The 12,501-nt window shown below is 68.6% G+C and carries 14 protein-coding genes and 1 pseudogene; 11 read left to right on the forward strand and 4 right to left on the reverse strand.

All coding sequences use genetic code 11. From position 1 onward, the window contains the following. Positions 1-91 precede the first annotated feature (91 nt). Together ACIRF9_RS21570 and ACIRF9_RS21575 are read left to right on the forward strand one after the other, a co-directional pair. Complete coding sequence (locus ACIRF9_RS21570) at positions 92-784, forward strand: TetR/AcrR family transcriptional regulator C-terminal domain-containing protein (protein ID WP_403824416.1); 693 nt, start codon at positions 92-94, stop codon at positions 782-784. An 89-nt stretch (positions 785-873) separates the two neighbouring features. Next, complete coding sequence (locus ACIRF9_RS21575) at positions 874-1,878, forward strand: helix-turn-helix transcriptional regulator (RefSeq protein WP_403824419.1); 1,005 nt, start codon at positions 874-876, stop codon at positions 1,876-1,878. Positions 1,879-2,451: 573 nt separating this feature from the next. On the opposite strand, the gene ACIRF9_RS21580 is transcribed toward ACIRF9_RS21575, so the two are convergent. Then, complete coding sequence (locus tag ACIRF9_RS21580) at positions 2,452-2,826, reverse strand: nuclear transport factor 2 family protein (protein ID WP_403824422.1); 375 nt, start codon at positions 2,824-2,826, stop codon at positions 2,452-2,454. Between the two features lie 101 nt (positions 2,827-2,927). Next, positions 2,928-3,122, reverse strand: a complete 195-nt coding sequence (locus ACIRF9_RS21585; protein ID WP_403824425.1) for a hypothetical protein — start codon at positions 3,120-3,122, stop codon at positions 2,928-2,930. A gap of 187 nt (positions 3,123-3,309) precedes the next feature. Between ACIRF9_RS21585 and ACIRF9_RS21590 the strand changes: the two genes are divergently transcribed. The 8 genes and pseudogenes from ACIRF9_RS21590 (at position 3,310) to ACIRF9_RS21625 (ending at position 9,980) form a co-directional block, all read left to right on the forward strand. Then, positions 3,310-4,260: an NAD(P)-dependent alcohol dehydrogenase gene (locus tag ACIRF9_RS21590; RefSeq protein ID WP_403824428.1), complete on the forward strand. Its 951-nt coding sequence runs from the start codon at positions 3,310-3,312 to the stop codon at positions 4,258-4,260. Between the two features lie 427 nt (positions 4,261-4,687). Next, a complete protein-coding gene (locus ACIRF9_RS21595) occupies positions 4,688-5,038 on the forward strand; it encodes an ArsR/SmtB family transcription factor (RefSeq protein ID WP_403824431.1) in 351 nt (116 codons plus the stop codon). 160 nt (positions 5,039-5,198) lie between these two features. Continuing rightward, positions 5,199-6,206, forward strand: coding sequence for a zinc-dependent alcohol dehydrogenase family protein (locus ACIRF9_RS21600; protein ID WP_403824433.1), 1,008 nt, complete (start codon positions 5,199-5,201; stop codon positions 6,204-6,206). A gap of 44 nt (positions 6,207-6,250) precedes the next feature. Then, positions 6,251-6,541: pseudogene (locus tag ACIRF9_RS21605) on the forward strand (MBL fold metallo-hydrolase); the annotation flags it as partial. Between the two features lie 57 nt (positions 6,542-6,598). Then, positions 6,599-7,609, forward strand: a complete 1,011-nt coding sequence (locus ACIRF9_RS21610) for a zinc-dependent alcohol dehydrogenase family protein (protein ID WP_403824436.1) — start codon at positions 6,599-6,601, stop codon at positions 7,607-7,609. Beyond that, positions 7,606-8,436: an LLM class F420-dependent oxidoreductase gene (locus tag ACIRF9_RS21615; protein ID WP_403824439.1), complete on the forward strand. Its 831-nt coding sequence runs from the start codon at positions 7,606-7,608 to the stop codon at positions 8,434-8,436. Before ACIRF9_RS21610 ends, ACIRF9_RS21615 begins: the two co-directional genes overlap by 4 nt. Positions 8,437-8,961: 525 nt before the next feature. Further along, positions 8,962-9,225, forward strand: a complete 264-nt coding sequence (locus ACIRF9_RS21620) for a hypothetical protein (RefSeq protein ID WP_403824441.1) — start codon at positions 8,962-8,964, stop codon at positions 9,223-9,225. Positions 9,226-9,431: 206 nt separating this feature from the next. Beyond that, positions 9,432-9,980: an MFS transporter gene (locus ACIRF9_RS21625; protein WP_403824444.1), complete on the forward strand. Its 549-nt coding sequence runs from the start codon at positions 9,432-9,434 to the stop codon at positions 9,978-9,980. Between the two features lie 187 nt (positions 9,981-10,167). Here the strand turns inward: ACIRF9_RS21625 and ACIRF9_RS21630 are convergent, their stop codons facing one another. Next, positions 10,168-10,983, reverse strand: coding sequence for a class I SAM-dependent methyltransferase (locus tag ACIRF9_RS21630; RefSeq protein ID WP_403824641.1), 816 nt, complete (start codon positions 10,981-10,983; stop codon positions 10,168-10,170). A gap of 137 nt (positions 10,984-11,120) precedes the next feature. Between ACIRF9_RS21630 and ACIRF9_RS21635 the strand changes: the two genes are divergently transcribed. Next, complete coding sequence (locus tag ACIRF9_RS21635; protein WP_403824447.1) at positions 11,121-11,549, forward strand: VOC family protein; 429 nt, start codon at positions 11,121-11,123, stop codon at positions 11,547-11,549. A 172-nt stretch (positions 11,550-11,721) separates the two neighbouring features. On the opposite strand, the gene ACIRF9_RS21640 is transcribed toward ACIRF9_RS21635, so the two are convergent. Continuing rightward, positions 11,722-12,492 (reverse strand): cupin domain-containing protein, encoded by a 771-nt coding sequence (locus tag ACIRF9_RS21640; protein WP_403824450.1) that lies wholly within the window; start codon positions 12,490-12,492, stop codon positions 11,722-11,724. Positions 12,493-12,501: the final 9 nt, after the last annotated feature.

The raw sequence follows: 12,501 nt of genomic DNA on the forward strand, positions 1-12,501 counted from the left end.
GCTAGACTTGCAGCGCAAGTGATGTCAAGGCGTGGTCGACACCGGCGGTGGAGCTCCGTGGGAGATCGCGAGTGGTGGAGGGCGACGGATGATGGCGCGTGGCACGGGGCGGGGCAGGCGGCTCGGTCTGACGCGGGAGAAGGTGATCGCCGCAGCGGTGGTGATGATCGACCGGGACGGTCCCGACGCGTTCTCCCTGCGGAAACTGGCCACTGAGCTCGACATCGAGAACATGTCGCTCTACAACCACGTACCGAACAAGGAAGCCCTGCTCGACGGCGTCGCCGAAGCGATTCTGGCCCGGATCGACTTCCCCGACCTGGGCGACGGCACGTGGCAGGACCGCATCCGGGCCCACGCCGCCGCCTTCCGGGCCGCGGCCAAGCAGCATCCCAAGACGTTCCCGCTGGTCCTCACCAGACCCACGCAGTCACCCGCGGCGCTTGAGGCGATCCGGTCGACGCTGGCCTGCGTAGCCGATCTGAACCTCACCCCGGGGGAGTCGGTCCATGTCCTGCGCAGCTACACCGCCTTCATGATCGGCACGATCATGCGCGAACTCGGCTACGCCATTTACCTCGGGGCCATGGACGCCGACCAGGTCCAGCAGCGGACCGCCGAGATCGCGGCCGTGCGGGACCCCCTGCTCGTCTCCGCCGCTCCCTACCTGGCGGTCAGTGACCATGACGTCGAGTTCGACTACGGGCTGGAACTGCTGATCTCCGGACTGGCGGTCCGGGCCGGGGTTCCCTACGACGGTGGCGCGTCCGCGGGTCGTTCCTGAGGAAGCCCGTTTCCCGTTGCCCACGGGGTGTGGGGCACCGGCGGGAATACATGACGCCATTTGTCATGTATCTACATCATGCTTGAGATATGAAGTCGGATCGGTTGCTCTCCATCCTGCTGTTGCTGCAGACCCACGGACAGATGTCCGCCGGCGAGCTGGCGGCGCGCCTGGAAGTGTCGGTGCGCACGATCTTCCGGGATGTCGAAGCGTTGTCGGCCGCAGGGGTGCCCGTGTACGCGGAGCGTGGCAGCAAAGGGGGTATCGCCTTGCTGCCGGGTTACCGGACCGATGTCACCGGACTGACCGCCGATGAGGCTCGTGCCCTGTTCGTCCTGGTCACCGAGCAGGCCCACGCGGATCTGGGGCTGGGGCAGGCGATCGGTTCGGCTCTGCGGAAGGTGATGGCGGCGCTGCCGGCGCCATTTCGCGGGGACGCCGATCTGGCGAGCAGGCGGATCATGATCGACCCGGTGCGCTGGCGCAGCAGTCAGCGCTCTTCGGCGGTCGACCTCGGTGTACTGCAAGCGGCGGTGTTCAACGACCGGCGGCTGAGGCTGCGTTACCGGCACGGCCGTGACGCTCAGGTGCGCTCGTACACACTCGATCCGTACGGGCTCGTGAGCAAGGCCGGGGCCTGGTACCTCGTCGCGGACCACCGGGAGCGGCCGATGATGTTCCGCCTCGATCGGATGCTGTCGGCGTCGCTCGTGGAGGAGCCGGTGCGCCGCCGCGAGGGGGTGGAGCTGGCGGAGGTGTGGGACACGTTGCGGCAGCGCATCGACGCGATCCCGGCCTCGGTGCGTGTGGTCGTGAAGGTGCGGCGGTCGGTGCTGGCCCGGTTCCTGCGCTATCACGAAGCCGACCTGGCCAGTCCCACGTCGGCCTTGGCGCAGGCCGAGGCCGAGGCCGAGGCGGGTACCGCGGGGGAGCCGGTGGAGCTGATCTTGCGCTTTCCGGCGCTGAGGTCGGCCGAGCAACTGCTGGCGTTCGGCCCTGCCATCGAGGTGGTGGAGCCGGCAGAGCTGCGCGATGCCCTGGCCCGCAACGCCCGCCAGACCCTCGCCCTGTACGCCGACACCACGGACGACTGACGACGAGCGAAGGATTCCCCCATGACTGGCAGCATCGGAACCGCTCAGAAGATCGCTGACGAGCGCGGCATCTGTCCGACGTGGACAACCCCAGCTTCCGAAGCAGGTGCAACGCGTCGAGTGGCTCATGCCGTACGCTCTCGGGCGCGCAACCCGTGGAAGCCTTTCTCCAGGCACGGTCCCGGAGAGGCTACTTGACGGAAGACATGGAAGAACTCCACGAGTGGTGAGTGATTGCATTCCCGAGAGCGTCGGATGGGGAGTATGGCCCGCTGATCCGTGGGAATGGGAAGACGTGAGAGTAGCACCGCATGCAATGCCTGCGGGGCCTGGAAAAACGGTGCGGGTGGGTGTGGCACTTCTCGCGCTTGCATTCTTGCGCATGGTGGGGGCAACGCTTTTTCGAAAAGAGACTTGCCTGTAGTCCCGCTGAGTTTGCAAATCAAGTCCGGCGGTTGAAAACAGCTGCCTGATTTGTCTTTGCTGGTGTGCTTGGGCGGCGCGGCGGACCCGGCCGATTGGGGGCTGGGTCCGCCGCCGGTTGAAGGGCGGCGGATCCGGCTTCCGGGTTGGTCAGTGCTGGGGGTTGCCGCCGGCCTGGATCATCGGGGAGAGGTCGAAGACGCTGGTGATGCGGTTGATCTTGCCGTCCTTGACGGTGATGTAGTCGATGCCGCGGAAGTCCTTCGCGAAGGGCACGTCGGTGGTGTAGACGGTGGCGGCGTGGGTGTCGTTGCCCAGGACGTCGATGACGGTGGCGCTGATGATGGTGCTCGCGAACGGCTCCAGGAACCGGCGGTAGCGGTCCGGCCCCTCGAAGCGGCCGTTGGGGGCCTCGCAGACGATGTCGTCGGCGAGGAAGGCCAGTGCCTTCTCGACGTCGCTGGCGAGCCAGGAGCGGACGAACTCGTCAGCGATCTTCTGGGCGGTTCCGATGGTGGCAGTCATGGGGGGGGTAATCCTTTCGGGATGTCCAGGGATGTTCAGTCGCTTATGTGCGACAAACAGGTTCGTGTCTCATCCTGGGGCGGGATACATGACAGATGACGTCATGTATCCCGAAAAAACTTTTGGAGCTTGCTCAGGGCCCTGAGCCGGGCGGCCACGACGTCTGCCAGCGAGGTGGCGGGCCGTCCGATGAGCTGTTCGAGGTCGGTGCTGGGCGTGTACCAGTCGCCGTGCGCGATGGCCAGGCTGGTGTCGGCCGGCAGGTCGGCATGCCTGCGGCACGCCCTGAGCGGCAAGGGCCTGGGCGTGCCGGCCGGCGGCGACTTCTCCTTCCGAAAGGTCCTTTCACATACATGACGGAAAGTGTCATGTATGTCCGCATACGTTGACTGGGCAGCGAAACGCAGCAGCACCCGCGCTCCGTCCTCCGACCGCTCTCCTGCAGGGGCGGCGCAGCGGCGGAGCATCCCCCTGGAGACATACATGCGCAGGATTCAGTACGACACCTACGGCGGCCCCGAGACGATGCGACTGGAGGAGTTCCAGTTCCCCGTCCCGACCAACGGGGAGGTAGCCGTCACGGTGAGGGCCACCTCGGTGAACCCGATCGACTGGAAGCTGCGTCAAGGCGAGCTGAAGATGATGACCGGCCGCTCCTTCCCTCGCGCGATGGGCTCGGACTTCTCCGGCATCGTCAGCGCCGTGGGCCCGGACGTCACCCGATTCAAGCCCGGCGACGAAGTCTTTGGCATCGCGCGCCTGAAGGAGAGCGGAGCGTTCGCCGAGGCCGTCGTCACGCTGGAGTCCTACCTGGCCGTCAAGCCCGCCACGCTGTCCTTCGAGCAGGCCGCGGCGCTGCCGACCGGCGCGGTGATGGCCTGGCACGGGCTGGTCGAACGGGCCCGGTTGCGCTCCGGGCAGCGCGTCTTCGTCGCCGGCGCCACGGGCGGTGTCGGCGAGGCTGTCGTGCAGGTGGCCCGGATGCTCGGGGCACGCGTCGCCGGCAGCACTGGCACGGCGTCCGTGCAGCGTGCCCACGACCTCGCTGTCGAGCCGGTCTTCGACTACGCGCGCACCGACCTGGGGCAACACGACGCCCTGCGCGGCGCGTTCGACGTGGTCTTCGACACCTCCGGAGCTTTCCCGGTGAAGACCGCGATGCGCATGCTGAAGAGGGACGGCGTCTTCCTCGACATCAACGCGACCCCCGCCAAGTTCCTCCACGCCGCCCTGATCCGGCGCCACAAGATCTTCTTCTGCAAGCCGACCACACAGATCCTCACCGAGGCGGCCAGGGCGGCCGTCGGCGGTCACCTGCGGATGTCGATCGGTGAGACCGTTCCGTTCGGATCCGCCATCGACCTGATCACCGGCCTGGAGAAGGGCCGAAAGATCCCGGGCAAGGGTCTCATCGTCGTAGACCCACGCCCCTGAGATGACGAAGCGGCCGCCGCCGCGACCTGTCGGTCGTGGACAGCGCGGGGGGTGGAGGCGCTGTGCGCGTTGGCACAGTGTGCGCGGCCGCGACCAGGTCCGTCTTGGTGGGGAAGTGAGGTCGACGCCAACCGCATGTCCCCGCCCAGCGTCATCGCCGACGCCATCGGCGAAGCCGTCACCGCCCGCGGCCCCAAAGCCCGCTACGCCACCGGCTTCGCAGCCCGCCCCCTCATTACCTGTGCCGCATCCTGCCCGACCGTGCCTTCGACGCTGTCATCTCCCGCGCCGTCGGCACATCCCGGCGGAACCGTCCGGGCATGGACGGCACAGCCAACATCGCCGAGACGGCTCCTGGAGGGCGGCCTCGGTTTCGATGGCGGTCGTACTATGGCCTGACCACATCGAACCGTCTCGAGGAGTCACCGTGGCCCGCCCCCGTACCGCCGCTCGGACAGTGGAGCACCCCGACCTGTCGGAGGTCTCGCTGCAGCAGGTCATGGAGGCGCTGGTGGATCCGGTCCGGCGCATGGTGGTGTCCCAGCTGGTCCGGGCCGGTGAGGACATGAGTTGCGGCACCTTCGACGCTCCGGTGTCGCTCTCGACGCTCACCCACCACTTCAACGTGCTGCGCGAGGCCGGCGTGATCCGGCAGTACTACAAGGGGACGTCGAAGATGAACACCCTGCGCACGGACGAGATGGAAGAGCGGTTCCCCGGCTTGCTCTCGGCCGTGATGGCCGCCTCCGCCACGGAGGCCGAGGCGGGCGCGGCCTGAGGATGCCGGCTCGCCGCGCTCGCGGGCGAGGTGCGTCGACGGACGCTTATTTCGATGGTGCTCAAAATTTGACGACTGTCGAACCTTGGGGCAAGGTGGGTGTCGACACCGAGCGGACTCGGTGCATTTCCCCCATTCCCGCCCCTAGGACGGATACGTCATGGCAAGACTCGTACAGTTCGACCGGCTCGGCGGCCCCGAGGTCCTGACTCTCCGCGAGGTGGAGGTGGGTGCCCCCGGCGCGGGAGAGGTGCGGATCCGCGTCGACGCGATCGGCCTGAACCGGGCCGAGATCATGTACCGCGAGGGCGACTACTTCTACGAGCCCGTCTTCCCCTCCACGCTCGGCTACGAGGCCGCAGGCGTCGTCGAAGCGGTCGGCGAGGGTGTGGACGGCTTCGCCGAGGGCGACCCGGTCGCAGTCGTGCCGGCGTTCCTGCAGACCGACTACGGCACCTACGGCGACCACGTCATCCTGCCCGCCTCGGCTGTTGTGCCCCGCCCCGCGGAGATCGACCCCGTCCAGGCGGCGGCCGTGTGGATGGCCTACGTCACCGCTTACGGCCCCCTCGCCGACAGCGGCCAGGTGCGCCCCGGCGACCACGTCCTGATCACGGCGGCGTCCAGCAGCGTCGGCCTCGCCGCCATCCAGATCGCTCGCCACGTCGGCGCGATCCCCATCGCCACCACGCGCGGCGCCGACAAGAAGCAGCGCCTACTGGACGCCGGCGCGGCCCACGTCATCGTCACCGACGAGGAGGACCTGCCCGCCCGTATCAAGGAGATCACCGGCGGTGAAGGTGTCCGCCTGGCCTTCGACCCGATCGCCGGCCCGGGCGTCGGGACCCTCGCCCAAGGCATCGCCCCCGGCGGTTTCCTGGTGGTCTACGGTGCCCTCGACCCGCGCCCCACCCCGCTGCCCAACGCCCAGTCCTTCCCCGCGCTGACCAGCAGCACGTACACCCTCTTCGAGATCACTACGAACCCCGAGCGCCTGGCCCGCGCGGTCGCGTTCGTCAACGCCGGTCTCGCCTCGGGCTCCTTCACCCCGGTCGTGGACCGCACCTTCGACCTCGCGGACATCGCCGAGGCCCACCGCTACATGGCGGCCAACGGTCAGGTCGGCAAGATCGTCGTCACCGTCACGCACGACGACACGACGTCGTGAACCGGCCCGACGCGATCGCCGGATCATCCGCGGGGAAGAGGGGCATGCGCCTGACCAAGTTCGGCCACGCCGCCGTCCGCGTGGAGAAGGCCGGCCAGACGCTGGTCATCGACCCCGGCACGCTCAGCGAGCCGGAGGCCCTGGACGGCGCGGACGTCGTGCTGGTGACCCACGAGCACTTCGACCACTTCGACGAGGAACGGCTTCGCGCCGCCGCCCGGGCCAACCCGGCGCTGCGCATCTGGACCAACCCCGATGTGGCCAGGCAACTGGAGGGCCTTGGCGCGGGCCGGGTGCACGCCGTCACGCACGGCGACACCTTCACCGCGGCCGGCCTGCTGATCGGCTGATCCGAAGCCCCTTGCGTTCTCAGACCACCAAGGAGTCCCACCATGAGCCGAGCCGTCCGTTTCCACGAGACCGGCGGACCCGATGTCCTGCACCTGGAGGAGATACCCGACCCGGAGCCGGTGCCGGGCGAAGTCCTCATCCGTACCCGGGCGTTGGGGCTGAACCGGGCGGAGTCGATGTTCCGCCTGGGGGAGTACGGCATCGACCCGGTCTTCCCCTCCGGTCTCGGCTACGAGGCGGCCGGGGTGATCGAGGCCGTCGGGACCGGTGTCACCGACTTCCGCGTGGGCGATGCCGTCAGCGTCGTGCCGTCCTTCACCATGACGGACTACCCCGTGCACGGCGAAGCGGTCCTCGTCCCCTCCCACGCCGTCGTCGCCCACCCCGAGCACCTGTCCTTCGAGGAGGCGGCCTCGGTGTGGATGAAGTTCGTCACCGCCTACGGCGGTCTGGTCGACCTCGCGGGAGTGCGCCCCGGAGACACCGTCCTGATCCCCGCCGCCTCCAGCAGCGTAGGACTTGCTGCGATCCAGGTCGCCCACAAGGCCGGCGCCCGCGCCATCGCCCTGACCCGCACCAGCGGCAAGCGGCAGCAACTTTTGGACGCCGGGGCGGACGCGGTCATCGCCACCGCCGAGGAGGACGTCGTCGCCCAAGTGCGCGAGCTGACCGCAGGCGCGGGCGCCCGCGTGATCTTCGACCCGGTCGGCGGCCCGGCCCTGGCGGATCTGGTCGCGGCCGCCGCCCATGAGGCCGTCATCGTCGTCTACGGCCTCCTGGACCGCACCCCCGCGTCGCTCGACGTGGGCGCGGTGCTCTTCAAGCACCTCACCCTCCGCGGCTTCGAACTCTTCGAGATCACCACCGACGACCAACGGCGTGCCGCCGCCGTCGAGTTCGTCCGAGACGGCCTCACCAAGGGAGAACTGACCCCCGTCATCGACAGGACCTTCCCCCTGGAGGACATCGCCGACGCCCACCGCTACCTCGAGGCCGGCGGACAGGTCGGCAAGATCGTCGTCACCGTCACTCCCGAGGAGAGCGCGTCGTGAAGTACGGCTTCATCATGTTCCCCACCCAGGACGCCATTCCTCCCGGGGACTTCGGCGTCCTGCTGGAGGACCGCGGCTTCGAGTCGCTGTTCATGCCGGACCACACCCACATCCCGGCCCTCACACCCGAGCGGTACGACGTGCTGAACCTCGCGCCGGAGTTCAAGAACGGCATGGACGCCTTCGTAGCTCTCGGCGCGATCGCACAGGCCACCACAACACTCCAGATCGGCACGGCGGTTCTCCTCGTCACCGAGCGGGATCCGATCGTGACCGCCAAGGAGGTCGCCTCCGTCGATGTTTTGTCCGGCGGCCGGATGAACTTCGGCGTCGGCCCGGGCTGGATCAACCAGGAGATGCGCAACCACGGCACCAACCCGGACGACCGCTGGCACGTCATGCGCGAGCGCGTCGAGGCCATGCGGCAGATCTGGACGCACGACATCGCCTCCTACCACGGCGACTTCGTCGACTTCGACCACATCACGTCCTGGCCGAAGCCCGTCCAGAAGCCGCACCCGCCCATCCTGGTCGCGGGCAACGGCCCCAACGTCGCCCGGCGCGTGGTGGCCTACGGCGACGAATGGATCCCCATGCTCCGCCCCGGAGTCCTCGACCACATCGCCGAGTTCAAGAAGACCGCCCGCAAGCCCGACAGCGACGAACCGCTCCCCGTCACCCTCTTCGGCGGCGAACTCGCCGACGTCGACACCTACGCCGCCGCGGGGGTCGACCGCGTTCTGTTCTGGGTCCGTCCTGAGGACACCGCGCAGATGATCCGAACCGTTGACCGGATCGCCCTCCATCTCGGAGGCCGCCTCCAGTGACCCACCTCGCTCCGCCGGCCGTTGCCGGCCATTGCGGGGGCACCGTTCGATCCGCTGAATTTCGCGTGGACAGGATTCCCCACTGGGAGGCGTGTCTTCGATCAGCGGAGACGGCTGGGACGTCGTCCGTTACTCCGGCAGCAGGACCACCGCCCGCCTCACCCGCGACAGTCGCAGAGGAGAAGTCGTCATTGATTGAGCGACTGAATTCCCGGTTCCAAGCAGTGGAACAGCTGTTTCGCGGCCATCGGCCGTCGCGGTGCGCTGTCAGGGCACCTGGAGTCTGACGACCGGCCCCGACCGGCCCACGAGCGCGTAAGCGCTCGCTGAGCAGGCGGTTGGCGAGTTCCCGGTCCGCAGGGGTACCGCGCTCAGGCCCTGGAGGCACCGGTGGAGTTCCTCCTCCACCTGGGCAACGGGAGTGGCGGTCACCTGCTTCAGTTCATCGTCGAAGGTCGCCATGGGACCTGATGGCGGTGGTGTCAGGAAGTCGGCGGTGTATCCGGCGCGCAGATCATCGCCACGTTGGGCAATGCGACTGCCCAGATCACGCTCTCGATGCTGGTCTACGAACGGACCGGGTCACCCCTGCTGTCGTCCCTGACCTTCGCGCTCGGCTTCGCCCCCTATCTGCTCGGCGCCACGCTCTTGTCCGCGGTCGCCGATCAGTACCCCACCCGTGACGTGCTCGTGGCCTGCCAGGGTGTCAGCTGCGTGGTCGTCAGCCTCATGGCCATTCCGGGAGCTCCCGTCCCTGTTCTCCTTCTCCTGCTGTTGATCCTGCTCTGACGTCCACACAGGCGCTGCTGCTGGCGTCGGCAGGGTTCGGGGCTGCGTCGCTCCTTCTCCAGTTCGGTACCCGGCGGCTGCCTGCTCGCCGGGCGCACGAACGACCGTCGGTGGCGCGCTCCTCGCTCAGTGGCGTCCGACAGGTTTTCGCTGTTGCCCGCCTGCGGCCCCTGCTGCTGCTCACGTGGCTCCCGCCGACGCTCGTCGTGGCACCGGAGGCGCTTGCTGCCCCGTACGCCGACCAGTTGGGCGGTGGCCCCACGGCGACCGGCCCGCTGCTGGGCGCCGCGCCGGCCGGCTCGGTGTTCGGCGAGATCCTGGCGGGGACACTGCTACGACCCAGCACCCTCGTCAGGCTGGTACTCCGGCTCGGCGGCCTGATGTTCGTCCCGCTGCTCTTCTTCGCCCTCGCGCCGGGGCTTGTCCCGGCGACACTCCTGCTGGTGGCATGCGGATTCGGATTCACCTACGCGATGGGGCTGGACCAGCGCGTACTCGACGCCACACCCGAGGAGCTGCGGGGCAGGGCGCTCACCATCACCATGGCAGGGCTCATGTTCGGCCAGAGCCTCGGCTTTGCCGTAGCCGGCGCCGCAGCCGAGTTCCTCTCCGCTCACCTCGTGGTCACGGCAGCCGGAGCCCTGGGACTGGCTGCCATCGTAGCGTGCGGCATGCGCCTCGCGCCGCGTGGCCGTTCCGGTCGGTCCAACGCGGGGGACAAGGACGTACCCGACGCCGCGCGGTCGCCTTCGTGAGCCGAACAGGGACTTGGGCAATCGTCTGCTGGGCGGGGCGAAGCAGTGCCCACTCCCGTTTCTGACCGAGTCATCGGTCCCACCCAACCGACCGGCAGGGAACTGGACTTCGCCGGCTACCGCCCGGGCACCTGGTCCACTCATCAGGCCCCCTTGGAATCGATCATCCAGGGAACCGGGAGGCGCTCTACCGGCGGACCGCCGAGATCAGTCCGCCGGGCCGCTCCTCGCGCTGCGGCGGGGTGCTGATCGGGCGGCCGTAGGCGGCGGCGCGCTCGCGCAGGGTGTGGCTGTCGGCCTCCCAGCCGTGCCCGGCCAGCCAGCCCACCGGGTCGTCGGGCATCTCCGAGACCCACATGGAGGCCGCCGATCCCGGCACGGCGTCCGCACCAAAGCGCTCGATCACGCCGCGCGAGCCCAACGTCAGCCCCATCCGACTGCCTGCCGCCGACTGCGCGCTGATCCGGGCCAGCAGCAGTTCCACCGCGTCCTCGGGCAGATAGATCAGCAGTCCTTCGGCGATCCACACGGTCGGCACGGCCGGGTCGTGCCCTGCGGCGGCCAGCGCGCCTGGCCAGTCCTCCCGCAGATCCACCGCGACGGTGATCCGCTCGCAGCGTGCGACGGCCCGCTCCTGGCGCAGCACCGAAGCCTTGAAGTCCAGTGGCGCGGCGGTGTCGACCTCGAACAGCCGGGTGCCCTCGGGCCAGTCCATCCGAAAGGCTCGGCTGTCCATGCCGGCACCGAGCAGCACGACCTGCCGGACCCCGGACGCGGAGGCCTGCTGCAACAGGTCGTCGAGGAACTTCGTCCTGATGACGATGGAGAACGACACGGCCAGCCGACGGCGGCGCGCGGCCTCGTCATCGGACAGCGGCGGCGAGGAGGGCCACAGGCCGCCGGCGGTGGCGAAGGCCTGTGCCAGTGGGTCGCGGAACAACGCGTTCACCCGCTCGGTCTCCAGCGCCCGCACCCTGGCCACGCCCACGGCCGTGGCCCACACTCCCGACGGCTGCACCCGCTCCTGCTCATCAGTCACCGCGCCAGCCTAAAGGCTGTCCCACAACTGATCTTTGGCAAACTGCCGTTGGTCAGGACTGGGGGAGACGTACGGAGGAGTCCGCCTGCTACGGTGCGCCGATGTCAGCGATCAAGAAGTTCCAAGTCACCTTTGACTGCGCAGAACCTGAGCGTCTCGCTCGCTTCTGGTGCGAGGTGTTGGGGTACGTCGTACCGCCTCCGCCGGAGGGGTTTGCCACGTGGGACGATTTCAAGCGTGCGCAGCCGCCTGAGCAGCGGGATTCATGGTTCGCCTGCATAGATCCCTCAGGTGTTGGCCCGCGACTGTACTTCCAGCGCGTTCCCGAGGGGAAGGCCGTCAAGAACCGGGTGCATCTTGATGTGCGGGTCGGCACCGGTCTCGTGGGCGAGGAGCGTCTCGCCGCGCTTGAGGCCGAATGCGCGCGGCTGGTCCCTCTCGGTGCGGTCCACGTGCAAACGCTGTATGACGGCAATGATGCGTGCATCCCGATGCTGGACATCGAGGGCAACGAGTTCTGCATCGACTGAGCATTCTCCGAACCGGAGAGGTGGGGAGGCGCCAGGTCTTCATCCGCGCGAAGACGTGCTCGACGCGGGCGCGGACCTGCTTGTGAGGCGGCCTTGGCGCCGGACTCTTCCCAGCCGCGGGAGTCGTGCCGGTAGGGCAATGAGCGGGGCGAACAGTTCAGGTTTCTGGATGTCAGTGGAGGTGAGGGCCGCCCGGCTTGAGTTCCCCGTCGCGCATCGACTCTCGTTGTCGCCAAGCACCGGGCGGTACGCCGTGATGGCGGCGAAAGGCGGCTGAGAATGCGTAGGGCGAGCTGTAGCCGACACTCCGGGCGATGCCCGCCATGCCGAGTTCGCCCCTGCGCAGATGGTCGCGTGCGAGGGCCATGCGCCAGTCTGTCAGGTACCGCATGGGGGGCTGGCCGAGCGCCTCGTGGAAGGTGCGTGCGAAGGCGGCCCGGGACAGGCCGCTGAGCGCGGCGAGTTCGGGGACGGACCAGGGGTGGCCTGCGTCCTCGTGCATGGCCTGGAGGGCGGCGCTCAGACGGGGGTCGACGGAGGCGCGGTACCAGCGGGGCGCGTTCGGGATGCGGCGGAAGTCGCTGCGGATGGTGAGTACCAGGAGGACGTCGAGGAGTCGGTCGAGCACGGTGGACTGGCCCGGTTCGGGGTTGGCGAGCTCGTGGGAGAGCAGGGCGATCACGTCCCTCAGCGGATCGCCGACGGCTGCTTGCAGGGTCAGGACCTGCGGCAGGGCTTCGAGCAGCCCGTTGCCGATGGCGCCGGAGAACCGGTATGCGCCGCAGAGGAACACGGTCGCCCCCGGGATGTCAGAATCCCTGGCTGTGGCGTGCCGGGCTCGGAACTCCTCCGGTTCGAGGCGATCGGTGCCGGGTTCGTGGCCGATGTAGTGGTCGGTGCCGCCGCGTACGAGGGTCACCTCCCCGGGCACGAGTTCCACCATGCGCCCCGG

It is taken from the genome of Streptomyces sp. NPDC096132 (assembly GCF_044763345.1).
Taxonomy (GTDB): Bacteria; Actinomycetota; Actinomycetes; order Streptomycetales; family Streptomycetaceae; genus Streptomyces.

Coding starts and splice junctions, on each gene's coding strand:
- ACIRF9_RS21570 (WP_403824416.1), top strand. CDS start 92: ATGGCGCGTGGCACGGGGCGGGGCAGGCGGCTCGGTCTGACGCGGGAG.
- ACIRF9_RS21575 (WP_403824419.1), top strand. CDS start 874: ATGAAGTCGGATCGGTTGCTCTCCATCCTGCTGTTGCTGCAGACCCAC.
- ACIRF9_RS21580 (WP_403824422.1), bottom strand. CDS start 2,826: ATGACTGCCACCATCGGAACCGCCCAGAAGATCGCTGACGAGTTCGTC.
- ACIRF9_RS21590 (WP_403824428.1), top strand. CDS start 3,310: ATGCGCAGGATTCAGTACGACACCTACGGCGGCCCCGAGACGATGCGA.
- ACIRF9_RS21600 (WP_403824433.1), top strand. CDS start 5,199: ATGGCAAGACTCGTACAGTTCGACCGGCTCGGCGGCCCCGAGGTCCTG.
- ACIRF9_RS21610 (WP_403824436.1), top strand. CDS start 6,599: ATGAGCCGAGCCGTCCGTTTCCACGAGACCGGCGGACCCGATGTCCTG.
- ACIRF9_RS21635 (WP_403824447.1), top strand. CDS start 11,121: ATGTCAGCGATCAAGAAGTTCCAAGTCACCTTTGACTGCGCAGAACCT.
- ACIRF9_RS21640 (WP_403824450.1), bottom strand. CDS start 12,492: ATGGTGGAACTCGTGCCCGGGGAGGTGACCCTCGTACGCGGCGGCACC.